The sequence below is a fragment of the Nostoc sp. UHCC 0252 genome (assembly GCF_034931145.1).
GTDB lineage: Bacteria > Cyanobacteriota > Cyanobacteriia > Cyanobacteriales > Nostocaceae > Nostoc.
Genome location: NZ_JAYGHE010000001.1, coordinates 151,479 through 176,976 on the forward strand (window position 1 = coordinate 151,479; position 25,498 = coordinate 176,976).

General features: G+C 40.8%; 26 protein-coding genes and 1 pseudogene. 17 read left to right on the plus strand and 10 right to left on the minus strand.

The genetic code is table 11. The features are described 5' to 3' along the window. Window positions 1-75 precede the first annotated feature (75 nt). The 4 genes from psbB to VB732_RS00580 all read left to right on the plus strand — a co-directional run bounded on the left by psbB (window position 76) and on the right by VB732_RS00580 (window position 4,190). Window positions 76-1,605, plus strand: coding sequence for a photosystem II chlorophyll-binding protein CP47 (gene psbB, locus VB732_RS00565; RefSeq protein WP_323228870.1), 1,530 nt, complete (start codon window positions 76-78; stop codon window positions 1,603-1,605). A 117-nt stretch (window positions 1,606-1,722) separates the two neighbouring features. Beyond that, a complete protein-coding gene (locus VB732_RS00570) occupies window positions 1,723-1,830 on the plus strand; it encodes a photosystem II reaction center protein T (RefSeq protein ID WP_012409025.1) in 108 nt (35 codons plus the stop codon). 308 nt (window positions 1,831-2,138) lie between these two features. Next, window positions 2,139-3,296, plus strand: a complete 1,158-nt coding sequence (locus VB732_RS00575) for a 30S ribosomal protein S1 (protein WP_323228871.1) — start codon at window positions 2,139-2,141, stop codon at window positions 3,294-3,296. A 159-nt stretch (window positions 3,297-3,455) separates the two neighbouring features. Continuing rightward, a complete protein-coding gene (locus VB732_RS00580) occupies window positions 3,456-4,190 on the plus strand; it encodes an HAD family hydrolase (RefSeq protein ID WP_323228872.1) in 735 nt (244 codons plus the stop codon). A gap of 193 nt (window positions 4,191-4,383) precedes the next feature. On the opposite strand, the gene VB732_RS00585 is transcribed toward VB732_RS00580, so the two are convergent. Then, entirely contained in the window at window positions 4,384-5,100 is a 717-nt protein-coding gene (locus VB732_RS00585; RefSeq protein ID WP_323228873.1) for a chromosome partitioning protein ParB, read from the minus strand. Then, window positions 5,097-6,479, minus strand: coding sequence for an AAA family ATPase (locus VB732_RS00590; protein WP_323228874.1), 1,383 nt, complete (start codon window positions 6,477-6,479; stop codon window positions 5,097-5,099). Before VB732_RS00590 ends, VB732_RS00585 begins: the two co-directional genes overlap by 4 nt. Before the next feature lie 249 nt (window positions 6,480-6,728). Here VB732_RS00590 and VB732_RS00595 point away from each other — a divergent pair, with 249 nt between their 5' ends. After that, window positions 6,729-7,100 carry a zinc ribbon domain-containing protein gene (locus VB732_RS00595; RefSeq protein ID WP_323228875.1) on the plus strand — a complete coding sequence of 124 codons (372 nt, stop codon included), beginning with the start codon at window positions 6,729-6,731 and terminating at the stop codon, window positions 7,098-7,100. Between the two features lie 79 nt (window positions 7,101-7,179). Here the strand turns inward: VB732_RS00595 and nblS are convergent, their stop codons facing one another. Both nblS and purD read right to left on the minus strand, forming a co-directional pair. After that, window positions 7,180-9,126: a two-component system sensor histidine kinase NblS gene (nblS, locus tag VB732_RS00600; protein WP_323228876.1), complete on the minus strand. Its 1,947-nt coding sequence runs from the start codon at window positions 9,124-9,126 to the stop codon at window positions 7,180-7,182. Window positions 9,127-9,271: 145 nt separating this feature from the next. Continuing rightward, complete coding sequence (purD, locus tag VB732_RS00605) at window positions 9,272-10,555, minus strand: phosphoribosylamine--glycine ligase (RefSeq protein ID WP_323228877.1); 1,284 nt, start codon at window positions 10,553-10,555, stop codon at window positions 9,272-9,274. 401 nt (window positions 10,556-10,956) lie between these two features. Here purD and VB732_RS00610 point away from each other — a divergent pair, with 401 nt between their 5' ends. Together VB732_RS00610 and VB732_RS00615 are read left to right on the plus strand one after the other, a co-directional pair. Further along, entirely contained in the window at window positions 10,957-11,904 is a 948-nt protein-coding gene (locus tag VB732_RS00610; protein ID WP_323228878.1) for an NAD-dependent epimerase/dehydratase family protein, read from the plus strand. Between the two features lie 326 nt (window positions 11,905-12,230). Next, window positions 12,231-12,617: a hypothetical protein gene (locus VB732_RS00615; protein ID WP_323228879.1), complete on the plus strand. Its 387-nt coding sequence runs from the start codon at window positions 12,231-12,233 to the stop codon at window positions 12,615-12,617. Between the two features lie 53 nt (window positions 12,618-12,670). Here VB732_RS00615 and VB732_RS00620 read toward each other — a convergent pair whose 3' ends face one another. Beyond that, the gene (locus VB732_RS00620; RefSeq protein WP_323228880.1) at window positions 12,671-13,942 is read right to left on the minus strand and encodes a lipid-A-disaccharide synthase; all 1,272 of its coding nucleotides are present in this window, start codon (window positions 13,940-13,942) and stop codon (window positions 12,671-12,673) included. 542 nt (window positions 13,943-14,484) lie between these two features. Between VB732_RS00620 and VB732_RS00625 the strand changes: the two genes are divergently transcribed. Both VB732_RS00625 and VB732_RS00630 read left to right on the plus strand, forming a co-directional pair. Beyond that, on the plus strand, window positions 14,485-18,471 hold the full coding sequence (locus tag VB732_RS00625; protein WP_323228881.1) for a magnesium chelatase subunit H: 3,987 nt from the start codon (window positions 14,485-14,487) through the stop codon (window positions 18,469-18,471). Window positions 18,472-18,522: 51 nt separating this feature from the next. Beyond that, window positions 18,523-18,834, plus strand: a complete 312-nt coding sequence (locus VB732_RS00630) for a HigA family addiction module antitoxin (RefSeq protein WP_323228882.1) — start codon at window positions 18,523-18,525, stop codon at window positions 18,832-18,834. Window positions 18,835-18,860: 26 nt separating this feature from the next. On the opposite strand, the gene VB732_RS00635 is transcribed toward VB732_RS00630, so the two are convergent. Next, on the minus strand, window positions 18,861-20,018 hold the full coding sequence (locus VB732_RS00635) for a PIN domain-containing protein (protein WP_323228883.1): 1,158 nt from the start codon (window positions 20,016-20,018) through the stop codon (window positions 18,861-18,863). An 80-nt stretch (window positions 20,019-20,098) separates the two neighbouring features. On the opposite strand from VB732_RS00635, the pseudogene VB732_RS35910 reads away from it, so the two are divergent. Further along, window positions 20,099-20,161, plus strand: a pseudogene (locus VB732_RS35910) (DUF433 domain-containing protein); the annotation flags it as partial. A 7-nt stretch (window positions 20,162-20,168) separates the two neighbouring features. Continuing rightward, a complete protein-coding gene (locus VB732_RS00640; protein ID WP_323228884.1) occupies window positions 20,169-20,462 on the plus strand; it encodes a hypothetical protein in 294 nt (97 codons plus the stop codon). A gap of 58 nt (window positions 20,463-20,520) precedes the next feature. On the opposite strand, the gene VB732_RS00645 is transcribed toward VB732_RS00640, so the two are convergent. Beyond that, window positions 20,521-20,988 carry an aspartyl protease family protein gene (locus VB732_RS00645; RefSeq protein WP_323228885.1) on the minus strand — a complete coding sequence of 156 codons (468 nt, stop codon included), beginning with the start codon at window positions 20,986-20,988 and terminating at the stop codon, window positions 20,521-20,523. Next, entirely contained in the window at window positions 20,981-21,196 is a 216-nt protein-coding gene (locus VB732_RS00650) for a hypothetical protein (RefSeq protein ID WP_323228886.1), read from the minus strand. Before VB732_RS00650 ends, VB732_RS00645 begins: the two co-directional genes overlap by 8 nt. 609 nt (window positions 21,197-21,805) lie before the next feature. Between VB732_RS00650 and VB732_RS00655 the strand changes: the two genes are divergently transcribed. The 6 genes from VB732_RS00655 (at window position 21,806) to VB732_RS00680 (ending at window position 23,886) form a co-directional block, all read left to right on the plus strand. After that, window positions 21,806-22,024 carry an addiction module protein gene (locus tag VB732_RS00655; protein ID WP_323228887.1) on the plus strand — a complete coding sequence of 73 codons (219 nt, stop codon included), beginning with the start codon at window positions 21,806-21,808 and terminating at the stop codon, window positions 22,022-22,024. A gap of 2 nt (window positions 22,025-22,026) precedes the next feature. Beyond that, the gene (locus tag VB732_RS00660) at window positions 22,027-22,323 is read left to right on the plus strand and encodes a type II toxin-antitoxin system RelE/ParE family toxin (RefSeq protein ID WP_323228888.1); all 297 of its coding nucleotides are present in this window, start codon (window positions 22,027-22,029) and stop codon (window positions 22,321-22,323) included. A gap of 114 nt (window positions 22,324-22,437) precedes the next feature. After that, the gene (locus tag VB732_RS00665; RefSeq protein ID WP_323228889.1) at window positions 22,438-22,656 is read left to right on the plus strand and encodes a hypothetical protein; all 219 of its coding nucleotides are present in this window, start codon (window positions 22,438-22,440) and stop codon (window positions 22,654-22,656) included. Then, window positions 22,640-22,891: a MazF family transcriptional regulator gene (locus VB732_RS00670; RefSeq protein ID WP_323228890.1), complete on the plus strand. Its 252-nt coding sequence runs from the start codon at window positions 22,640-22,642 to the stop codon at window positions 22,889-22,891. The genes VB732_RS00665 and VB732_RS00670 overlap by 17 nt, the downstream gene beginning before the upstream one ends. 399 nt (window positions 22,892-23,290) lie before the next feature. After that, on the plus strand, window positions 23,291-23,551 hold the full coding sequence (locus VB732_RS00675; RefSeq protein WP_323228891.1) for a type II toxin-antitoxin system HicA family toxin: 261 nt from the start codon (window positions 23,291-23,293) through the stop codon (window positions 23,549-23,551). Beyond that, window positions 23,551-23,886 (plus strand): type II toxin-antitoxin system HicB family antitoxin, encoded by a 336-nt coding sequence (locus VB732_RS00680; protein ID WP_199346326.1) that lies wholly within the window; start codon window positions 23,551-23,553, stop codon window positions 23,884-23,886. Before VB732_RS00675 ends, VB732_RS00680 begins: the two co-directional genes overlap by 1 nt. A 222-nt stretch (window positions 23,887-24,108) precedes the next feature. Here the strand turns inward: VB732_RS00680 and VB732_RS00685 are convergent, their stop codons facing one another. Beyond that, entirely contained in the window at window positions 24,109-24,327 is a 219-nt protein-coding gene (locus VB732_RS00685; protein ID WP_323228892.1) for a DUF2281 domain-containing protein, read from the minus strand. 136 nt (window positions 24,328-24,463) lie between these two features. Beyond that, window positions 24,464-25,354 carry a hypothetical protein gene (locus tag VB732_RS00690; RefSeq protein ID WP_323228893.1) on the minus strand — a complete coding sequence of 297 codons (891 nt, stop codon included), beginning with the start codon at window positions 25,352-25,354 and terminating at the stop codon, window positions 24,464-24,466. Between the last annotated feature and the right edge of the window lie 144 nt (window positions 25,355-25,498).

Consider the following 25,498-nt stretch of genomic DNA (forward strand, 5'->3'; position numbering starts at 1 on the left):
TGGCGAATTTCGTTTCTTAGAATCTCAGTAAGAAAATTGCTTTGTAAACTAACTCATCGAGGAGGAGCGTAGTCGATGGGACTACCCTGGTACCGAGTACATACAGTCGTTCTGAATGATCCAGGACGGCTGATTTCTGTACACCTGATGCACACAGCCTTAGTAGCAGGCTGGGCTGGTTCGATGGCACTCTACGAACTAGCTGTTTTTGACCCTAGCGATCCGATTCTCAATCCCATGTGGCGGCAAGGGATGTTCGTCCTACCCTTCATGTCGCGTTTGGGCGTTACCCAATCTTGGGGTGGTTGGAACGTTACTGGTGGCCCAGCAACTGATCCTGGGTTTTGGTCATTTGAAGGCGTTGCTGCGGCTCACATCGTTCTTTCCGGTCTTTTATTCCTAGCTGCTGTATGGCACTGGGTTTACTGGGATTTGGAACTCTTTAGAGATCCCCGCACTGGTGAACCTGCTCTAGACTTGCCAAAAATGTTTGGCATTCACCTGTTCTTATCTGGTTTACTTTGTTTTGGCTTTGGTGCTTTTCACGTCACCGGGCTATTTGGGCCGGGAATATGGGTTTCTGATGCTTATGGAATAACTGGCGCTGCACAAGCAGTAGCACCAGAATGGGGCCCTGATGGTTTTAACCCATATAACCCTGGTGGCATTGCGGCTCACCACATTGCTGCTGGTGTTGTTGGTATTATTGCAGGCTTATTCCACCTGACAGTCAGACCCCCTGAACGGCTCTATAAAGCCCTACGGATGGGGAACATTGAAACAGTACTTTCTAGCAGTATTGCAGCAGTTTTCTTCGCTGCTTTCGTTGTTGCTGGTACTATGTGGTACGGTAACGCCGCCACACCCATCGAATTGTTTGGCCCTACCCGCTATCAATGGGATCAAAGCTACTTCCGTCAAGAAATTCAGCGCCGCGTCCAAACTGACGTTGCTCAAGGTGCAACCCTTGACCAAGCTTGGTCGCAGATTCCCGAAAAGCTGGCTTTCTATGATTACGTCGGTAATAGTCCCGCTAAAGGCGGTCTATTCCGTACAGGGCCGATGGTGAAGGGTGATGGCATTGCTCAATCTTGGCAAGGTCACGCCGTATTCAAAGATTCCGAAGGACGGGAATTGACCGTGCGTCGTCTCCCCAACTTCTTTGAAACCTTCCCAGTGATTTTGACCGATGCTGATGGAGTTATCCGCGCTGACATTCCATTCCGTCGGGCAGAATCTAAGTATAGCTTCGAGCAAACTGGTGTCACTGTCAGCTTCTATGGTGGCAATCTGAATGGTAAAACCTTTACAGAACCAGCTGATGTGAAGAAGTATGCCCGTAAAGCTCAAGGCGGCGAAATCTTTGAATTTGACCGGGAGACCTTGAACTCTGATGGTGTATTCCGCACAAGTCCTAGAGGTTGGTTTACCTTTGGACATGCCGTATTTGCTCTGCTGTTCTTCTTTGGTCATCTCTGGCACGGCTCTCGGACAATCTACCGAGACGTATTTGCCGGTGTTGACGCCGATCTAGAAGAACAAGTTGAGTGGGGTCTGTTCCAGAAAGTGGGTGACAAATCAACCCGCCGGAAAGAAGCTCTCTAAGAGACTGGGGACTGGGAACTGGGGACTGGGGACAAGGAAAAAGTTTTCCCAATCCCTAATACCCAGTACCCAGTCCCTAATCCCTCATTACTAGCTGGATAGGCAGGAACTAATAATATGGAAAGCGTTGCGTACATCTTGATTTTTACTCTGTGTATAGGTACTATCTTTTTTGCGATCGCATTTCGAGAACCCCCTCGCTTTGAGAAACCAAAAGATAAGTAGATCCTATTTACCAGACCTTTAACTTGATTTAAAGAAGTTAATATCCGTTGCTACCATACTTAGTAGCAACGGATATTATTATGTTTGTCCTTTGTCCTTTACCAATGACAAATGACCAATGACCAATGACTAATCATTTTAATATTGTGATATAATTTCCAATCTTGGGAGTAGATATGTGTTAATACTAGCTTTTCTGCGCTAGGATGAAAAAGGATGTTTTGTGTAAGCTGCCATAGAACTGCTTGCATACTGCACTACGCCTGTCACACAACCTTTACGGAGACTAGAACCAGGAACAAATCAGCATGGTCAATCAGAATTTAACCGCTACAGAAATTGGATTCACTCACGAAGATTTCGCTGCTCTACTTGACAAATACGATTATCATTTTAGCCCTGGGGATGTTGTCCCAGGAACAGTTTTCAGTATAGAGCCGCGCGGCGCTCTGATTGACATTGGTGCTAAAACCGCAGCATATATACCTATACAAGAAATGTCTATTAACCGGGTTGATAGCCCGGAAGAAGTCTTACAGTCAAACGAAACGCGAGAATTTTTCATCCTTACCGATGAAAACGAAGATGGGCAATTAACCCTTTCCATTCGCCGTATTGAATATATGCGGGCTTGGGAGCGTGTGCGACAACTGCAAGCAGAAGATGCTACCGTCCGTTCTGGCGTGTTTGCAACTAATCGCGGTGGTGCATTGGTACGGATTGAAGGATTACGTGGCTTTATCCCCGGTTCTCATATCAGTACTCGCAAACCTAAAGAAGAATTGGTAGGCGAAGAACTACCATTGAAATTCCTAGAGGTTGATGAAGAACGTAACCGCTTAGTTCTATCTCATCGTCGGGCGCTGGTTGAGCGGAAGATGAACCGCCTAGAAGTCGGCGAAGTAGTAATTGGTACAGTTCGTGGGATCAAACCCTACGGTGCTTTCATCGATATCGGCGGCGTGAGTGGTCTACTACACATTTCTGAAATTTCTCACGAACATATTGATACACCTCATAGTGTGTTCAATGTCAATGATGAAGTGAAAGTTATGATCATTGACTTGGATGCGGAAAGGGGTCGGATTTCCCTATCTACCAAGCAGCTAGAACCCGAACCCGGCGACATGATTAAAAACCGGGATTTGGTTTACGATAAGGCAGAAGAAATGGCTGCTAAGTATCGTGAACAACTGCTAGCCAAGCAACAAGGTGCTACTGCTGCGGCTGCTGCACCTGCGGATGTTTTAGCAGAAGAAGATATTCCACCAGCAACAGAACTTGATGACGAGATTCCAGCAGCAGCAGAAATTGAGGAAGAAACTCCAGTAGTTGCGGAAATGCAAGAAGAGATTCCAGCAGCAACGGAAACTGAAGAACAAATTCCAGCAGCAACGGAAATTCAAGAAGAGATTCCAGCAGCAACGGAAACTGAAGAACAAATTCCAGCAGCTATTGAAGAATAATACATTTTATAGTTTTACTTGTTTTTAAGTAAGAGTATTAAATCATTGTATAAAGAGGGTTTTTCCCTCTTTTTTTATGTGGAAAATTGGGAAGAGACGCGATTCATCGCCTCTGTACAAGGAGTTAGGAATATTAATTAAATAAGTGAGGCAAATGTTGTGGCGACTATTAAATGTAGAAATATCATTTTTGATAATATCCAGGCAATTTTGTTTGACAAAAACGGTACTTTAGAAGATTCTGAAACTTATTTGCGATCGCTAGCACAAAAGGCAACAAGATTAATAGATGCCCAAATCCCTGGAACTGGGGAACCTCTATTAATGGCATTTGGCATCAATGGCAATTTTCTAGATCCGGCGGGTTTGATATCGGTAGCGAGTCGCCGCGAAACAGAAGTTGCAGCTGCGGCATATATTGCCGAAACGGGAAAAGGATGGTTTGAATCCCTAAAAATAGCCCGTCAAGCTTTGGATGAAGCGGAGAAATACATTGAAAAAACTCCTTCACCGCTATTTGTGGGTAGCTTAGAATTGTTGAAATATTTACGGGAAGGGGGGTTGAAACTCGGTATCCTCTCAGCTGCAACAACCGATGAAGTGAATAAATTTGTCGCGCATCACCAATTAAGTGATTATATCGAGTTGGAAATGGGAGTTGATGAGGGGCCGAGTAAACCAGATCCAGTGCTATTTTTGCAAGCTTGCCAAGCTTTGGAAGTTGAACCAGGCGCTACCTTAATGGTGGGTGATGCAGTTGGTGATATGCAAATGGCGCGTAATGCCAAAGCCGCAGGTTGTATTGGTATCACTTGGGTAGGTCAGTCAGATAATGTGCGAGGTGCGGATGTGGTGATTAATCAACTTGATGAAATCCAGATTATAGAAGATTAGCGCATTGGTGACTCATATCAAGTTCGGGTGATTACTTGTAATAAAACTTCTCAATGTAGTAGCGCGGCAAGCTTAATTTGTTGGGTTGAGTAATCATAGAATAGTTTTGTTTAGGACTTTTTAGGTTTTTTGAACCAAATATTTTAAGCTTGCCGCGCTGCTAGTAGTTGCGAAGAACTTATTTTACTAATTACTAACTTCTCGACCACTCATCAATAATAGTCAAAATTCTTTTTTCAGCCAAGTTTTTAACAGATTTTACTACATCACGATAATCTTCAAATTTTTGCTTTGGCTTTTTATGTCGAGCATCTTCTATAGCTTTAGCGAGTTTTTCTGCGTTAGGAATTCTAGCGCGTTGTAATTTTATAGATAATTCGTCTTTATCTAAAGAGTTTAACAAACTAAGTGGATTACTCTGTTCACCCTTTTGGGGAATAAGGTTTTCAAGTTGCTTGAACTGATTTTCTATTCTCTGTCTTTCTTGTATAAATTCTGACTTAAATTCATTTAATTGCTTCTCAAGACGTAATTCTAAATTTGCTAAACGCGGTTCTAATTTTGTTGTTTCAGGTTGTGGTCTTACTTGTCCAGCAGAAGAATCAATTCTTTGGAGAGATGCAACTTGCTTTAGTACTAAATCCTCTAATTTTGGAGCGATAACAAAGGCATTAACCATTTCAGCTTGCCGAGGATTTTTTTCTCGCGCCCTGACAGCAGCATAATATTCAAAATGTCCATCAACTACCGTATAACTCTCTACTCCCGTCACTTTTACAACCAATGGTCTGATAATTCCTCCAGTTTCTATAATTATGTCTGCAAGATTTTCTAAGTCAGCCTCTGAAAAATTTGATCGAGGTTCGTTAGAAGTAATACTTTTTACATCTACTAAAGAGAAATTCATCATTTATTTAATCCTATTCCTATTAAAACTTCATCTGCTAGAATTTCAAATTCCATAGCAGATTTTTGAGCATCTGATTTTACTTCTTCTGCATATTTAACAACAGATTTGGGATCAGGATATTCTAAATCTCCAACTGTTATAGTCTGATTCATGCATTCAGATAGCACGGTTCTATCATAAATCACTGCTTCCATCAAAGGCAGATCGTAACGTTCTGAAATTACGCTCCTTTGTTTAGGAAAAGTATATTGTAAAAATTTAGAATTAGTAGATATTTTTGAAGCTAGGATACCCATCAATATAATGTGTGATTTTCCTATCATTTCTCTAAATTCATTAACTTCTACAATAAAGTTTTTGACACTTAATAATCCTTGATTTGCAAATGGTTTTAAATCTGAAGGAATTATCAGGTAATCAGCAGCGACAAGTGCAACTTTTGCATATAAATCTCTGGATGGAGGTGTATCAATAATAACAATGTCATATTCTTGCTCTACTTTTTTTAATTTCGTAACTAACCTAGTCTTACTAGCATCAATTTGATTAAGTTTATACTGTCCTTCTATTAAATTAATATGTGCAGGAATAACATCTAATTCAGGATTGTTAAAGTAATGTGATTTTCGAGTGACATCGGGTATTAAATAAAAATCACCTGACTCTAATAAATGATAGATATTAGAGTCTCGTAAATCATCATCTTCATCAAATTGAAATTTGATTAATCCTGTCGCAAAAGTAGTATTTGCTTGGGAATCTATATCAATTAACAGTACCCTTTTACCTTTTTTACTCAATGCTGCTGCAAGATTGACTGCAACAGTAGTTTTACCAACGCCGCCTTTATTGTGGTAGATTGCAATTGTTTTCATTGAATGTTGCCTCTTTGTTTCGAAACTTAAATTATTTTTTATTTGAACTTCTGGTTTATCTACTAACTCTCCTTCTTTCAGACTTTCTCTACCAATTAAATCTTTAATATTTTCTAATTTCGTTTCAACTTCTTTCCCAGAACATTGAAATATTAACTGAATATCAGTATGTAATTTTTGATAAATTCTAATCTCTTTGCCATTAGTCAGTAATCCGTATCTGACATTCAAACTGGTTAAATAATGCCTGAGTCGGAGGACATGATTATTTAAGTTTTGTTTGGGATGCTTTGCCTCCATGACAACACTCAATGGCGAATTGGCATCTAAGACAAAAGGAATCACCTGTGCGGCAAATGCTAAAAAATCTAAGCGGATGCTACCAACGGCAACCTCTTGATGCCAGGTGTCAGGAGTATAACCTAGCTGTGGTAGCAAATATTGCACTATGAGTTTGCTTTCAACTTCGCTTTCGTTACGGCATAGCTCAGGATTAAAAGGCAATATTTTTCTACCTCTAAATAATTATTGGACTTGGGACAAAACCTTATATTTGCTAGATTATGCCATAGCCTTAATTGTTTTGAGTGATATAAATCACTTAAAAAATTTAAACAAAAGTTAGTACTTTTGCTGATAAAATAAGCGATTACGAGAGCTAGCTATACTCAAAATTAATAAGGTACTATGTATTTACCCATTATCCTTGTAAATGGGTAGAATCAAAGTGTTTACCTATTCGCGCTAAAGGTTTTGGCTACTGTATCTTGTCCCCACTGCCATCAACTCGTTGATAGTCAAGCTATTAGTTGTCCCTATTGCCGGACTACACTCAAAGCTTACGGTCATCCCGGTATTCCATTGCACCGCGCCACTGGGGGCGGGTATCTGTGCGACACTTGCACCTATCACGCTGATGATACTTGCAATTTTCCTCAGCGTCCTTACGCCAAAGATTGTACCCTCTACCAAAATATTGAAGAGACAAAGTTAGAGTTAAAACAGCAGGGTTACACTAACAGTTTTGCTGTAACTGTGAAAACTTGGGTAAAACGCAATCAGGCTTTGCTGTTGCTATTAGGTTTATTATTAGTCTGTTTTTTGTTCGTGATATTAAGACCTTGATTTGTTTTTTGTAGGGAGTGGGGAGATGAGGGAGAAATAATAACTAATGCCCCATGCCCCATCCCTAATGCCCAATCCTTCAAGCTGTAGTGATTTTGGATGCTTCTGCAATAGCTTCAACTTGTATCGGTGGCGCTTTTTCCTCAAAGGCGGCTAAATCAAACCAAAAAGTTGTGCCAATGCCGACTTCGCTCACTAGATGGACTTTACTACGATGTCTGTCGATAATATTTCTGACAATCGATAATCCTAAACCCGTGCCTTCTAGGGTGTGAACTCGGTTTTCTACGCGAAAGAAGCGTTCAAAAATTGAGTGTTGATCTTCTGTGGCGATGCCTATTCCAGTATCGGAAATTTCAATCCGCACTGGAGAAGATTGGGTGTGATTGGGCTTAAAATCTAGCTGGTAGGCGCGGATTGCCACTTTACCACCGGCTTGGGTAAATTTAAGGGCATTACCAATTAGGTTGCCAAACACTTGTACTAATAGATCATAATTACCCATTACCAGGGGCAAATTAGCAGCAACTTCCTGAACAAGTTCAACACCTTTATCTTTTGCATTGAGTTGGTAAGTACGCAAGGTTTGTTCGATCGCTTGGGCTAAATCCACTCCATCGAAGTTATACTGACGACCAGATTCGAGTTTTGATAAATCTAAAACATCGTTAACTAACCGGGTTAGGCGATCGGTTTCATGGTTCACTGTTTGCAGAAACTCTTGCCGTTCTTCTAATCCTAAGTCTTCGCCGTAGTCGTGCAGGGTTTCAATATAGGTTTTGATGTTAAATAAAGGTGTTCGCAGTTCGTGAGAAACGTTGCTGATAAATTGACTTTTTGCATCGTTTAATTCCACCTCACGAGTTATATCTTGGACGGTAATCGCAATACCTTTGATGCTTTCTCTTTGCAGGTTGAGTACTGTGGTCAAAAGAATGCGGATTGTCCGTTGGGTGGGTTGGTTAAGAAAAATGCGGAATTCGGCGCTTTCACATTCGCCTGCTGCCATTTCGTACAGTGTCCCAGTGATTTCCATCTGTACTGCTGGCGGTAAGTTATGCAACAAATTGCAGCCGACGACATCAGCAGTTTCCCAACCAAAAATTCGCCGCGCTGTGGGGTTAACTAATATCACCTGCATGTTGTTATCAATCAACACAGCACCATCTGCGATCGTAGAAACTAGGGTTTCTAGCTTGGCTTTTTCTGCGGTCAGTTCCTCAATATTCTGTTCTTCATAGCGCTCTAATCGCTCTGCCATCTCATTAAAGCTTAAAATTAATTCCCCTAGTTCGCCTCCTAAAGGTAAATTAATGCGCTGCTTGAAATTCCCGGTAGTAATTTGCTTTACCCCCACTAGTAGTTCTTTGATTGGCTTAGTGATGGTCAAGGCGTTAATCACTCCTGCCAAAATCACCATTACCCAAATGGTGATAAAAACAGCAATGGTGACATCGCGGGTAAAATTGGTGGAAATAATTGCGGTCTGATTGGGGTTGATGCCGATCGCTAATACACCTAAGTACTTTTTATTAACGATTAGAGGAATGAATACATCGGTAACTATCCCATCTGGGGTTGTATGTTGCCGCACCATTGGCTTTTCGCCATCACCAGGGTAATCTTCTGGTAGTTGGATTCGCCGTTTAATGGTGAGGGAGTTTTCTACCTCTGCTTCCCAAAAAGGTATGCCAAAAAAGATTTCTCCATTTTCATCAGCGTAAAGCATATAACGCACGCTAGAGGTGCTGCTGTAGAAGCGTTGAGAAAATTGGGCAACCTCTGTCAGATTATTGTCAGCAATTAGGGGAGCAACATTGGCAGCAAGCAGCAGCCCCAAGTCACGCCCGAAGCGGGTGTCATTCATCCGCGCATCTTGCTGAATCGTATTCACAGCCCAGAAAGTTAGACCACTCATCACCAATGAAACCACTAATGTGGCTACAGCCAGCAGTTTGGTCTGGAGTGTGAACTCAGACCACCAACTTGCGATCGCATCTCGAATTGTTTTTAACAGAGTTAGCATCTTAAATAAAGTTGTTAGTAGTCTTTGTTATAAAGCCCAACAACTAAAAAATTAACAGTTAATTCGACAAATATGTTAGGGAAGGGGGAATGGGGAATGGGGCATTGGGCATTAGGAATAACTCCTAACTACTGTACAGACGCGATTAATCCCGTCTCTTAACTCTATGACCGATATCTCTCCGGTAATATATGCCCTCAAACTGAATATATTTGATTGCAGCGTAGGCTTGGGCGATCGCTTGCTCAAAATTTTCTCCAATTCCAGTCACATTTAATACTCGACCCCCATCTGTCACTATTTCTTGTTGCTGGTTCAACTTCGTACCTGCATGAAATACTGTTGCTCCTGTTGCCTCTGCCTCAGTAATGCCAGTAATCACCAGCCCTTTCTCATATTCTCCTGGATAACCACCTGAAGCTGCAACGACAGTGGCAGATGCTCCCCCTTTCCAAGCAATGGGCGGCAATTCACTTAATCGTTGCTGCACACAGGCTAGAATCAATTCTTCTAGGGGTGTTTCTAATAATGGCAAAACCACCTGAGTTTCGGGATCGCCAAAGCGACAGTTAAATTCCAAAACCTTCAAGTCGCCATTGGGTGCAATAATTAACCCAGCATACAGTACACCTCTGTAGTCAATGCCTTTTGCTCGTAAGGTTGCGATCGCTCTTTCTAAAACTTCTGTTTGAATACGTGCCATCAACTCTGACGTAGCGATGGGTGCTGGGCTGTATGCTCCCATCCCGCCAGTATTTTCGCCAGTATCGCCGTCACCAATCCGCTTATGGTCTTGAGCTGGCAGTAAAGGTCGAATTGTTAACCCATCGGTTAACGCTAAAACTGATACCTCTTGCCCAATTAAACATTCTTCAATGACAACAAATTCGCCAGCACTGCCAAATTGCCCCTGAAAAATTGCATCAACGGCGCTTTCCGCCTGTGCAACCGTTTCAGCCACCGTTACACCCTTACCAGCCGCCAAGCCATCAACTTTGACGACAATTGGCGCTCCCGTAGCTCTTACATAAGATTTTGCTGCTGCTGCCTCCGTAAATACCGCACACTGCGCCGTTGGAATGCCTGCTTCTTGCATCAGGGCTTTTGCCCAAGCTTTACTTGCTTCAATTTGCGCTCCTGCTCTGACTGGCCCAAATACCATCAATCCTTTGTTTTGGAGGTAATCTGTGATTCCCTTTGCCAAAGGGACTTCTGGCCCAACTATTACCAGACTGATCCCATTTTCTAGAGCATATCGGCTTATGCCTTCAAAATCATCTACTGCTAGGGGCAAGTTCTGGCAACGTTCCATAGTTGCTGTGCCTCCATTCCCTGGTACACAGACAACTTGTTCGATTTGCTTAGATTGCAACAGTTTCCATGCCAGAGCGTGTTCACGCCCTCCATTACCTACGACTAAAACTTTCACTGATTTCCTCGTGCGTCCCTTGCGAAACGAGAATTCCCTATTCGGCTCTCGCGGATCAATTTTTTCACCAATTATCACACTTGTGCAAGCCCCTTCATGACTAGAACAGGCAAGGGCAGGGGAGAAAGAATTATCTAATCAGTTTTAAGTCCATCCTGTTGTTGGAATTTCAACTGTGCGTCTTCTTAAGATTCAATTTTGTCAACTAAATTTATTAACAGCAAAAACTCAATAATTATACTAGCATAAATAAAATTCTAAGTATATCTATTTAAGTAATGATTGTGTTTACAACAGTACAATAATTGATTAAAAAATCAAGCTTAAGTAATGACGATTATTGATTATAAGTACTAACCTGTGAATATAGAAATTTATGAAAATATCAAAAAATAGTCAACATGGCTAAAATTATCGTTACTGGATCTGCCGGCTTTATTGGTTCTCACCTTGTAGACATATTGCTACAACAAGGAGAAGAAGTGATCGGGATTGATGAATTCAATGATTACTACGATCCGATGTTAAAGCGTAAGAATATTGCGTATTTACAATCCTCACCTGGCTTTACATTAATTGAAGCAGATATGCAATTTTTAGATTGGCAGGAACTCTTAAAAGATGTTGATGTAGTTTATCATCAAGCAGCACAAGCGGGTGTCAGAGCGAGTTGGGGTAAAGCTTTTCGAGGTTACACAGAACGAAATATTAATGCTACACAAGTTTTGCTAGAAGCAGCCAAAGATGCTAAAAACTTGAAAAGATTAGTGTTTGCTTCTTCGTCAAGCGTATATGGTGATGCAGAAACATTACCCACTCACGAGGAAATTTGTCCTCAACCTGTTTCTCCTTACGGTATTACTAAGCTAGCGGCTGAAACTTTGTGCAGACTGTATCATAAAAACTTTGGTGTGCCATCTGTATCATTGCGATATTTCACAGTTTATGGGCCTAAACAGCGCCCAGATATGGCATTCCATAAATTCTTTAAATCGATTTTGCAAGATGAAGCGATTCCTATTTATGGCGATGGACAGCAAACGCGAGAGTTTACCTTTGTTAGTGATGTCATCGCCGCCAATTTAGCTGCCGCCACCGCACCCGAAGCAGTGGGAGAAATACTGAATATCGGTGGTGGTAGTAGGGTGGTTTTAGCAGAAGTCTTAGATACGATTGAAGAAATTGTTGGGAAACCCATCAAAAGAAACCACATAGAAAAAGCGATGGGAGATGCCCGTCACACTGCTGCTGATGTATCTAAAGCGCAAAAAGTTCTCGGATATCAGCCAAAAGTCTCTCTAAGAGAGGGTTTGACACAAGAATGGCAGTGGATTAAGTCGTTGTATTAAAGGGAAGGAGGAAGGAGGAAGGGGGCAGGGGATAGAAGAAATCCTTTGTATGTGATTTTGAGTCCAGCATTTTGTACCTGACTTACTTACAATCTGCTGTATGCAGAAGAGATGCAGCAAATTTCGTTTTAATCGTCAGCATCCGCTCCCTATCCCCACCCTAGCGAGAGTTGTTCGAGGGTGGGGACTTCTGTGAGTTATTAAAAGAGCAGGAGAGTTAGCAACTAGTTGAAATCTTGTGAACCTTTATGCTTAAAATTGCACAAGAGGTTTGTTTAGCATCTACTGACAGCTAAAGTTAACCCTTTGCAGGACTCTCATAAGCAATGCTGACTGAAATTTTACCTTTCCGCTTTGAGTTAAATACGATCGCGATCGCCGGAGCGAGTTTGTGGTCATTGGCGCTATATCTAGGTTTTGCCTCAGTTAATCAATGGGTAATCGAACAACTCAACCGTTGGTTTAACTTTGCCGAGCGATCGCTTTATACTAGTCAGACAGAGTTTGAAAAAACTCGTAAGGCCAGAGAATCCCAAAATGCTTTCTACGCTTCATTATTTAGCATTGTGCCCTTTTTGGTAGTCGGCGCTTTATGCAACTGGGGATTGGAAATTAGTTTAGGCGAGAGTTGGGGAATTAGTACAGGTATATTAGCTTGTATGGGCGCTGGCATTTATGAACTTGGGCGCAGGGATGGCGAATCTTCCGATTAATGTAGAGAGCGGAAAAGGAAAGACTCACTGCAATTTCTCCTCCCCTGCTCCCCCTACTTTCCAATTTCCTCACCAACAATCTCTGCAATCTTCTGGGCTGCACCACTTTCACCGCGAATCTTACGGAGTTTGGCGCGGATATCGTCCAATTTTTCTGGATGGGCTAAAAAGTCTACGACCATTTCTCCAATTTCTTGCGGTTGAAGTTTACCCATAAGTTCTGGCACTATCTCTTGCTGTGCCCAGATATTTGGCCATGCTAATAAACCTTTGCGCCTCACAAATCTCAGGAATAACCAATTAATCACGTTGGTAAAGGGCGTACCTACCACTGGGAGATTTGCCAACAACCCAGGTAAACCATCCCAAGCACGCATGGCATCAAGTTGCTGTGTTGGCAGCAAAACAATCATTGGCACTCCTAAAGCACCGAGTTCGGCGGTGTTTGCCCCCACTGTAGTCAAGCAGATGCAGCATTGGGATAATAAGTGATATGCAGGGTTTTCTTGCCACAGTTCCACAGTTAAGCCTGTTGTTGTTTTGAGCAATGCCTTTCCTTTAGCATCCTTTGGGACAATTAAGGAAGCGCCACCAAAACCGAAGATTTCAGCAACAGGGTTCTTTTGAGGATCAGCAAAACTAGCTAAAGTTTGTAAATCCAATGTTGGGGCTACGGGAATTACAAATTTGGTTTGGGGTCTTTTTGTATGAACGTATTCGGCAATACCTAGACATAATGGCACTCCTTGGGCTAATTTTGCTGCTTTTGATCCAGGGAGTAAACCAATAATTGGGGAGTGGGGAGTAGGGAGTAGGGAGTAGGCAGTGCTGACTTGTTCTTGTGCTTCTAACATTAAATCACCGACAACGGTGAATTTGTGAGCATATTTTTGGGAGACATCGGCAGCAACTTTAGGTTTCATTACGCCAAAGCGATTAATCCACTTATGCCAACGGGCTTCCCATTCAGCGTAAACTACTGTGCGATATCCCAGCTTTTTGCCTATGACTACGGGGAAAATTTGATCGCCACCGAGGAAAACAACTACACCGTGACTTCTCCAGTCCCAATTTTCAAAAGTTTTACCCCAAAGCAAAAATTGCCAAAAATGCTCTGCTCCTTGTACTCTATCTACTTCTGGGTAAGAAAGTGCGATCGCAGCTTCTTTTCCACTAGCATTTGAGCAAGGCGATAATACTACACTGATTCTCACTTGATTTCGGTCATCGCCGAATTTTTGCCGTAACGCTCTTACTACTGGGCGCACCCAGGTTGTTACCTCTCCAGGGCCATTGGATAGGATGAGAATATCTACTTGAGTCATTAGTTAATCGTATATTCGGCAAGTTAGCGATCGCTTAAAGGGCAAGAAAAGCTCTAATCCAATACAATACTAGTTGCTTTTATAATTATCTAAATTTTAAATTATTTAATCCATCTTCCAAAGAATCTAAATATTGAGAAGCTGGAATATTTATGCTAATCAAAAATAATAACTGATTATTTATATTAGTCATATTAAGAACTGCTTTATCAGGCAATAAATCTAAGACTGAAACCTTTATCTACTGATTTTTATACCCGGCATCGTGGAATTAAATTGCTAAATAGCTATTTAACTATTAATAGAAAGTATTACAAAAAATTTACAAATAAGTGAGCGGATACTTTTAAACATAGTCAACAATTACAAAGAAATATTTCGTTTTTTATATCGATTTGTGTCAGATACACGATAAAATGCCCACTGGGCAAGCGTTTTCTGATAAAAAACACATATTGCCTAAATATCACAAAGTTACCTGTGGCTGATGATGCCGCTAGGAACTTACTTCAGAGAACACGCATCAAAGGAGCCGAAGAAGCATGTTCACACACGTCAAGTCCACCATTAGACACATTGCGCCTGATAACTTACGCGGACGTAGTTTAATCAAGGTGGTCTATGTCGTGCTTGAGTCCCAGTACCAGAGCGCATTGTCGCAAGCCGTTCGCACGATTAACGCGAACAATCCCAACTTGGCGATTGAAATTAGCGGGTACTTGATTGAGGAACTCCGCGACCCTGAGAACTATGACGAGTTCAAACGAGAAATTGAGAGTGCGAATATCTTCATCGCTTCCCTCATTTTCATCGAAGACTTAGCACAGAAAGTAGTAGCAGCAGTAGAACCACACCGCGATCATCTGGACGTTTCTGTTGTCTTTCCCTCAATGCCAGAGGTAATGCGCCTAAGTAAAATGGGCAGCTTTTCCTTGGCACAGTTGGGTCAGTCAAAAAGTGCGATCGCCCAATTCATGCGGAAACGCAAAGAAAAATCCGGTGCAGGATTCCAAGATGGGATGCTGAAGCTTTTGCGAACCCTGCCGCAAGTGCTGAAATTCCTTCCAATGGACAAGGCACAGGATGCGCGAAATTTCATGCTCAGTTTTCAGTATTGGCTAGGTGGTTCTCCAGAAAATCTGGAAAACTTCTTACTGATGCTAGCTGATAAATATGTATTTAAAGGTTTAGAAAAACAGAATTTTGCACCTTCTACTTATGAACAGCCGGTGGTTTATCCCGATTTAGGGATTTGGCATCCTTTGGCTCCCAATATGTTTGAAGATGTCAGAGAGTACCTCAATTGGTATACAGCTCGTAAGGATATTTCTAGCGATCTAAAAGATCCCCTAGCTCCTTGTGTCGGGTTAGTATTGCAACGCACTCACCTAGTTACAGGGGATGATGCCCATTATGTAGCAATGGTGCAAGAGTTGGAAGCACTAGGCGCAAGGGTACTACCTGTGTTTGCTGGTGGTTTGGATTTCTCCAAGCCTGTTGAGGCTTACTTTTATGAACCAAATACCAACACACAGTTAGTAGATGCAGTGATATCGCTGACTGGTTTTGCTCTAGTGGGTGGCCCAGCCAGACAAGACCATCCCAAGGCAATTGAAGCACTCAAACGCTTAAATCGTCCTTATATGGTGGCGTTACCCTTAGTATTCCAAACCACAGAAGAGTGGATGGATAGCGATTTAGGGTTACATCCGATTCAAGTAGCTTTGCAAATTGCGATTCCTGAATTGGATGGGGCAATTGAGCCGATTATCTTATCGGGTAGAGATGGAACTACAGGCAAAGCGATCGCACTGCGCGATCGCGTTGAAGCTGTAGCCGAACGTGCCTTAAAATGGGCGAACCTCCGCCGTAAACCGAAGCTTGATAAAAAAGTCGCCATCACTGTTTTCAGTTTCCCGCCAGATAAAGGCAACGTTGGAACCGCAGCTTACTTGGATGTATTCGGATCAATTTACGAGGTAATGAAAGCCCTCAAAAATAACGGCTACGACTTACCCGAATTGCCAGAATCCGCCGAAGCGTTGATGCAAGAAGTCATCCACGATGCACAGGCGCAGTACAACAGCCCGGAACTCAACGTTGCTTACAAAATGTCGGTTCCTGAGTATGAGGCGCTAACACCCTACTCGCAACGCCTAGAGGAAAACTGGGGGCCACCTCCCGGACATCTCAACAGCGATGGACAAAACTTACTGATTTATGGTAAGCAATTCGGTAACGTCTTCATCGGTGTACAACCTACATTTGGTTACGAAGGCGATCCGATGCGGCTGTTATTCTCCCGTTCAGCTAGTCCTCACCACGGTTTTGCTGCTTACTATACTTACCTAGAGCAAGTTTGGAAAGCTGATGCTGTACTGCACTTTGGTACACACGGTTCCTTGGAATTCATGCCAGGTAAACAGATGGGGATGTCTGGTGATTGTTATCCAGATAACTTAATTGGCTCAATTCCCAACCTGTATTACTACGCAGCTAATAATCCCAGTGAGGCGACAATTGCCAAACGTCGGAGTTATGCCGAAACAATTTCTTACTTGACACCGCCGGCAGAAAATGCGGGTTTGTATAAAGGTTTGAAGGAACTCAGCGAATTAATTGCTTCCTACCAAACCTTAAAAGATAGTGGACGAGGTGTTTCCATTGTCAACAGCATCATGGATAAATGCCGGATCGTGAATCTGGATAAGGATATTCACCTGCCAGAAACCGATGCCAGAGACATGAATGCTGATGAGCGGGATAATATTGTTGGCAACGTCTACCGCAAGTTGATGGAAATCGAGTCGCGGTTGTTGCCTTGTGGGTTGCACGTTATTGGTAAACCGCCAAGTGCAGAAGAAGCGATCGCAACTCTCGTCAACATTGCTAGTCTAGATCGTCAAGAAGAAGGAATTCAAGGCTTGCCGGGAATTATCGCTAACAGCCTTGGGCGTAACATTGACGATATTTACCAAAATAACGACAGAGGCATTTTAGAAGATGTCCAGTTATTGCAAGATATCACCTTGGCAACCCGTGCAGCAGTTACCGCCCTTGTCCAAGAGCAAATCGACGCGGAAGGACGAGTTTCTTTAGTTTCCCGGTTGAATTTCTTCAACATGGGCAAAAAAGAACCTTGGGTAGAATCATTGCATAAAGCAGGTTATCCCAAAGTCGATAGCGCCGCCTTAAAACCCCTATTTGAGTATTTGGAATTCTGCCTAGAGCAAGTTTGTGCCGACAACGAACTCGGAGCATTACTCAGAGGCTTGGAAGGTGAATACATCCTACCCGGCCCTGGTGGCGATCCCATCCGCAACCCGGATGTATTGCCCACAGGTAAGAATATCCATGCTTTAGATCCGCAATCCATCCCAACAACGGCAGCAGTACAATCAGCTAAAATTGTCGTAGATCGCCTTTTGGTACGTAACAAGGCTGAAAATGATGGAAAATGGCCAGAAACCATTGCCTGCGTCCTTTGGGGAACCGATAACATCAAAACTTACGGTGAATCCCTAGCGCAAATTATGTGGATGGTGGGCGTGCGTCCAGTTCCCGATGCTTTGGGACGGGTGAACAAGTTGGAATTGATATCTTTAGAAGAGTTGGGACGACCCAGAATTGATGTGGTAATCAACTGTTCTGGTGTATTCCGCGACTTGTTCATCAACCAAATGAACCTGCTAGACCAAGGCGTGAAGATGGCAGCCGAGGCAGATGAACCCTTAGAAATGAACTTTGTTCGCAAACACGCTTTGCAGCAAGCTGAAGATATGGGAATTAATCTGCGTCAAGCAGCGACGCGCGTTTTCTCCAACGCTTCTGGTTCCTACTCGTCAAATATCAACTTGGCAGTAGAAAACAGCACTTGGGATAGCGAAGCCGAGTTGCAGGAAATGTATCTCAACCGGAAATCCTTCTCCTTCAATTCCGATAACCCCGGAATCATGGACGAATCCCGGCAGATTTTTGAAAGTACATTGAAAACTGCTGACGCAACTTTCCAAAATCTCGATTCTTCCGAGATTAGCTTAACGGACGTTTCCCACTACTTCGATTCCGATCCTACTAAGCTGGTGGCAAGTCTGCGGGGTGATGGTAAAAAACCAGCATCTTATATTGCAGATACAACCACAGCTAACGCCCAAGTACGGACATTATCAGAAACCGTGCGTTTGGATGCGCGTACCAAATTATTAAATCCCAAATGGTACGAGGGGATGCTATCTCACGGTTACGAAGGTGTGCGCGAACTATCCAAACGGTTGGTGAATACAACAGGTTGGAGTGCGACAGCCGGCGCTGTGGATAACTGGATTTATGAGGATACTAACGAAACCTTCATCAAAGATGAAGAAATGCAGAAACGGTTGCTGAACCTTAATCCCCATTCTTTCCGCAAGATTGTATCAACTTTGCTGGAAGTGAATGGACGCGGTTATTGGGAGACTAGCGAGGATAATTTAGATCGTCTGCGCGAGTTGTACCAAGAGGTTGAAGACCGGATTGAAGGGATAGACTAAGATTACATGGGCAGGCTTTATGCCTGCCTTAACAATGAGATAAGGTTAATTATGGATAATTGGCAAGATATTACTGATGATAGATTAGTAAGACCAATACATCCTGGTGAAGTAATTGCAGATATTTTAGATGATTTAGATATTAATACCGCAAATTTTGCAGAAAATTTAGGAGTATCTAATCAAACAATTCAGGAAATTATTAATGGTCAAAGATCAATTACAGTAGATATAGCAATACGTCTTGGTAAAGCTTTAGGAAATGGCCCAAGACTTTGGCTTAATCTTCAGCAAAAAGTTGATCTTTGGGATTCTTGGCAAAGCCATAAAGAAGAAATTGAAGGAATAGAATACTTATTGTAGGGTAGGCAAGATGCCAAACCTTCTATCTAAAAGAAACAAGAATCAAACTCCTTTTCAATCTCCTCAAATTCACCTGGCGTTAACACAATAGTTCCAATCAATCCATTTGGATCTAAGTCAACATTCTCAATAGCATTGAAAGATAAATCGTATGATTCATCTCTAAATAAAATAATTGCTAACTCAACAGGTATTAAAAGTTTATAAGGTACTTTTCCTTCCACTTGTTCAATCCCATAATACACATGATCTTCACTATCCCAATAAGCATATTCCGTACTATCATAGCTAATATAAAGGGTACAACTAATTTCAGTCTTTAGCTCAAAGGTAACAACGGGACATTCAACTTCTTCATCGATATCTACAATAGATTTATCAATAATTATTATCTCCTCTACTACTACTTCTATATATTCACTACCCAATTCAAAGTAACCATGTGCGAAGTCATCACTTAAAGAAAATTCTCTAGAGCTAAAACTATGTGATATTTCATTTTTAATTTCGCTCCAATTATCATCAAGTATTTTGTAACATAAATCTACTTCACTGGATTCTTGTTCTATAATCTCTGTTAACAATTTGTCAATGCTTTCTTTGTAAATTAAATACTCACTCTGATTAGAAGCCTTCTGCCAATCTGGATCGCCACTAATAATATATATTTTTCTATTTTCAATTTTAGCTTTTTCTTCTATTGCAGCTATGGCAAACGCATCAGGAAATTCATGCTTCTTTTGGCCATTTTCAAAAGGAGGAAGTATTTGAAAGTATTTAGTAAAAATATATTCTGCTGATACAGCATCTATTGTTAATATCTCTATTTGTGATTCTTTTATAAACTCGTTGAATTGTTCTTTTAATTCATGGGATAATTCATCATTATTTAAAGATGAATTTAATAATTTTTGAAATTTAAGAGAATTATGAATAATCTTAGCTTGTTTGCGAAACTCTTTGTGAAGATTTTTAAATGCTAATGAAGCTTGTTGCGTTAAATGCTCAATGTGAGCCATCACTTCTTGCTGTGTAACCGTAGTCAAATACAGACAAACCTTTTCATCTTGAACTAACTCTATAAGTTTTTTGAAGGATGTAGATTGATAGTTAAAGTTTTCCCTATCAAATACTTCTGTATCTAAAGCAACTAAACGAGTAGGTTGTCTGATTCTTTGTATCATTTATTTTTCTATATTTCCTAAATACTTGTAATACCTTACATATTTTATACTTTATATGAAAAGTTAGCTGCTGATTAAACCCAGAAGAAATCTTAGATTCTTATCCGCAACTCACACACGAGGCAATTCAAGCAGCTATTTGAGAATTGAATGCCTAAATATAAAATAAATAAAGCGATCGCACTCACCCTTCCACAACAGGCGATCGCTTTATTTTTGAGGTTTTCTGTAAGACGATCGCACTTCTCTTCCACAACAGGCGATCGCTTAGTTTTTGAGGTTTTTTGTAAGACGATCACACACTCTTGCACAACAGGCGATCGCATTTTTTTTGAGGTTTTCTGTAAGGCGATCGCACATTCTTCCACAACAGGCGATCGCTTTATTTTTGAGATTTTCTGTAAGGCGATCGCACTCACTCTTCCACAACAGGCGATCGCTTAGTTTTTGAGGTTTTCTGAAAGGCGATCGCATGATTATCTCCACCAATGGCTTCCGTCCTCTACATTGATGCGTTAGTTAGCTGGCAACTGCAATAAATATACTCTGACGCTACCGATTTAGGGCTGATCTCAAACTGTAAATGTGAACGGTAGAAACAAACATCAAACTCCATAAAGAAGTTAACTTGCCCCAAAATCAGAGGTACGTTTGTAGCCTGTGTCCATGCAAATACAAGTTGTACAGGTTCAAATTGCCCAATTACTGCCTGAAGAACCACGACACGCGCCTCGTATTGAGCCAAATTACCTGTCAAACTCAATGCAGTTGTCTGCTGTTCCCACAGATACCCAAGCTCAACTCCTACTGAATAAGGAAGCACATTCACGCTTGCTCCAGTATCCAACAGACCGGATGTTATCGCAGAACTTTGCTGGTAGATCAAAGTAAGGGGTAGATAGGGGCGGAAACTAGCTTCGCCCAATGCAACATCAATCGGGATAAAGGAATACCGTTGTGCGTTACGCATGGTCTTGATTTTTAGCAGCTTGTAGCACTTTTAACATGGTATCTGCGGCTTCAACTGCATCATAAGGCGACCACACAGGATAAGACTGATCGGGCTTAATCAACTCGGTTTCCTGTTGGGCTAACTCTGAGATTAAAACCTGCATAATATAAAACTTATCTGCTCGACTAAGTTCTCGCAAAGTAGAGATTAATTCTGCTGAAACCATGCAAAGTACTCCAGTAAATCAAGTCTACTTCTCGATCATAGATTATTCGTTGGGTTTCACTGCGTTTACCCCAAGCTACAATTAAAACAATCACGTCTGCAACTTACAGATGAGACAATTCCAGCAACTATTGAGAATTGAATACCTAGATAATGCTTAGGCGTAGCCCGTCGTAGACATCGCACTCACTCTTCCACAAGAGCGATCGCTTTATTTTTGAGATTTTCTGTAAAGCGACCGCACTCACTCTTCCACAACAAGCGATCGCATAATTCTTGAGGTTTTCTGCAAGGCGATCGCTTTTGGGAATATGCGAAGTTCTTAGGCGTAACCCGTCGTAGACATTACTTTAACAAACTTCGGCGGGTTGAAGTCCCCGGCTTCTAACAAGCCGCAAGTTTTGTGTCGGGGTCTAAATCCCCGTTACAAAACGTAATTGCGAATTGCGAATTGCGAATTGTTTTAACCTTTTACAACAGGCGATCTCGCTCACAGATTTGTTGTGAAGACTGTCAGATTGTCAATTGCAGCATTCAATTTGATGGAGAAAATCTTCTCCGTTATATTTGAGATATATCAGTCGCTTACTTTTCCTCCAAGTTAATCAGCATGGATATCACAGCTACTTTGAACGAAATCGCAACTCTTAGTGTTGAAGATAGAATCCGTATTGTACAGGCAATTTGGGATAGCATCGCAGCAGAGCAAGTTTACCCTGATTTAACCGATGCACAAAAGCAAGAACTCGATCGTCGAACTGCTGACTATGATTCAAATCCAGATAATGTGCTGACTTGGGAGGAAATCAAAGCATCAATTAAGGGGTAGCAATGAATTATGTCCTGGTGTTTCGCCCAGAGGTTAGAGAAGAACTTAATGATGCACACAGTTGGTACGAGAGTCAAAAACCCGGTCTCGGTGACGAGTTTTTAGACTGTGTAGACGAAACGGTGAATCGAATTTCTCAGATGCCAGAATCCTATGTAATTGTCTACGGTGATATGCGACGAGCAGTAGTGCGGCGATTTCCCTATGCTGTGTACTATCGGATTGTGTCGAGTCGAGTAATAGTGACGGCAATTTTTCATGGTCGCAGAGATCCAAAATCGTGGCAGACGCGAACCTAATACTATAATTACGAGTGATGTCTAACGATAAGCCGCTACGCATCTACGCCTTATTTTTGAGGTTTTCTGCAAATAGATTGCTCCTCATCAACTATCGAAGCATAAAATTAAAGCATGACTATTCATAAAACAGATATGCTAAAAACGCTTTGGGGTACTGTTCGGGAAGGAAAAATCGAATTGCTAGAGTTAGAAGAATTACCGGAAGGGACAAGAGTGCTAGTGACGCTGCTTCCTGATGATGAAACTGAATTTTGGCTTCAAACTAGTCAAACATCACTCTCATCAGTTTGGGATAACGCTGAGGATGATGTCTATGCCCAACTACTCTAAAAATGACATCATTTTGGTTCAGTATCCCTTTTCAGATTTGTCCAGTTCAAAAGTTAGACCTGCTGTTGTTGTAAGTGCGCCGCATATTTCTCAAGATATCCTAATTACACCCTTGACGAGCAAAACTGGAGCATTGCTAGAAGGTGAGTTTATCTTGTCTGAATGGTCAGCAGCAGGGCTAAACGTAGCTACAGCAGTCAAGAGAGGTTTATACACAGTGCATAAAAGCTTATAGCGATTACCAGTTAAGTGAGGTACAGATAATATTTTGAAACGCAAAGGGACGCGAAGTAAAGCGCAGAGGTACGCAGAGATTTGTACTTCAGCAGACTAGGAAACGCTATAGTTGTCAAAGTGATTGGCAAGTTAGCTGATGCTGATGCTGAACTTTTAGAGCAATCTTTGCGGTGTTGGTTGGGGTTGTGATAGGAGCCTATGGCAGCCTCGCAAGATTGAGAATTGAATATTTATAAATAGCGATCGCACTACTCTTGCACAACAGGCGATTGCCTTGTTTTTGAGGTTTTCTACAAGGCGATCGCTTCTATATTTTCAGCGATATCATAATATGATATCATTATATCTATGGCTATATTCAAGTTAACTGTAAGATGGCTGTAATTGTATTGATTAAATGGATCTCAATAACAAACAACGTCAGATTTTAGAGTTAATTTTTACAAATCCTGTACCATCTAATGTTCTTTGGAAAGATATTGAAAGTTTATTCATAGCTTTAGGTGCTGATATTACTCAAGGTAGAGGTTCGCGGGTTCGTGTGAAATTAAATGATGTAAAAGCTGTTTTTCACGAACCGCATCCTCAAAATGAGACAGATAAAGGAGCAGTCAATTCTGTTAGAGAATTTTTAATTAAGGCAGGAATTGAAATATGATGACTTATAAAGGATACACAGCTAGTATAGAAGTAGATGTAGAAGCGGGAATACTTTTTGGCCAAGTCCTAGATATTAATGACGTAATTACCTTTAAGGCAAAAACTGTAGACGAAGCGCGTCAAGAATTTCAAATTTCTGTTGATGATTATCTTGCTTTCTGTGAAGAACTAGGAGAGGAGCCTGATAAACCATTCTCTGGTAAACTTCCATTCCGCACAACTCCAGAACACCACCGAAAAATATTTATTGCTGCTAAGAAGGCTGGCAAAAGCATAAATGCTTGGATGGATGAAATCTTAACTGGCGCTGCGGATAAAGTAATCAATACTTAAAGTCAATCATTCTAAATATTTTTTCGCTAAAGTGCATTCGCTTTTGGCATTTTTATGAGAATATTCAAGTTGAAATTTTCCTATGGATGCGTTAACTATCAACGCGCGATCACGGCTGATAATCTAATTTAGAATGGCATACAGCCAAATAATCTTTTAAATTTTAAAATATATTACTTGATACCACCAGAGGTTAAAGTTATCTAATGTATTAGATCAAACTTATTTATATGTGGTTGATAAATTTTCTTCCACAGAACAACAACCAATTAATCCAATTTCATCAAACTTATCATAGAGACTTTTTTCTTGACTATGATTTTCTGATTCTGATTGAGGATAACGCTTTTTGGCTAACTGAATAAAATCAAATAGTAAGATTTGAGCTTCTTCCGGTAAAATATCAATATCTCTACATATCTCTTCAAATTTTATAAGCATAATTAACTTCTAAGATTGAGGAAAATAGTATGACTTTATTATAGACTGCTTTTCAAGCGATCGCGGCTGATAAATTTATAACTTATAAAGGCATACAGCTAAATCAAGTTTTAAATTTTAAAATATATGCAAATATTTATACAAAAAGTTTTAGTGGATGATTCATCTGTGTTGTTTGATCTGGTAAATGCTCATGTTTTAACTTCTGCATCTCTTCTTTAAAAGTTTTCTGAACGATTTTGACGATTAAAGCTTCCAAATCTGCGACTGTCAAACCACTTAGAAGCTGATCTGATGAAGCTTTGAAATTTTGCATAGAAAATATTTCTGCATCTTGCTGTATTAGTGTGACTGATGGTTTCTTCTCTAGCTCCGAGTAATTTAATGATTCACTTTTAATCATATCTTCAGTTATTAAAGGATTTTTTTGATTCCAATTTGACACAATTTCAAAATAACCTGCGGCATCTTCTAAACAATACTCAAACATATTTAATAAAATATCTATCCAACCGCTTTTTCGTAAAAATACTTTTCTGGGATTCTTACGAAAATAACTACCGCCAATCTTTTTATTTACTTTAATTTCAAGGTGTTCAAACAAACCATTTAAACCTTTATAGCCATATAATTCTGAATAATCTCTAAAATCAAATAACTTTATTTCATTAACGTTTGAATGTATGCCTAGAGCTTTTGATCTATTTCTCAACGTTATCATATCACTATCTTTTATATTGAAGCCAATAAATATTTTATTTTTAAATTTTTCAATATCTTTTATGATTTCCTCAACAAGTTGATTTTCCTCAGATTCAAATTCTAAAAACTTAATTTTTATATATTGTTGTTTACTTGTTTTGAGAAGCCGAGTAATGGTGTATCCATATATTTTTTGTACTGCTTTTCCCTGTACCTGTAAATAATCCGGCCAAAATTCTAAGTCAAAAAAAACCAAATCATAGATAGAACCATTAGAAAAATTATTGATAAATTGCCCATCAATCTTGACCTCTATCTTATACATAAAATACTTTGGGGATTATTTACATATTAAAAATATACAAAAAAATAATTACAATCAAAACAGGATATACACGTATTGAACCGCTAACCTTTCTGCGTTCATCTGCGTGCATATCCGGTTAAAAATTCAGACTTTTCTACCTAC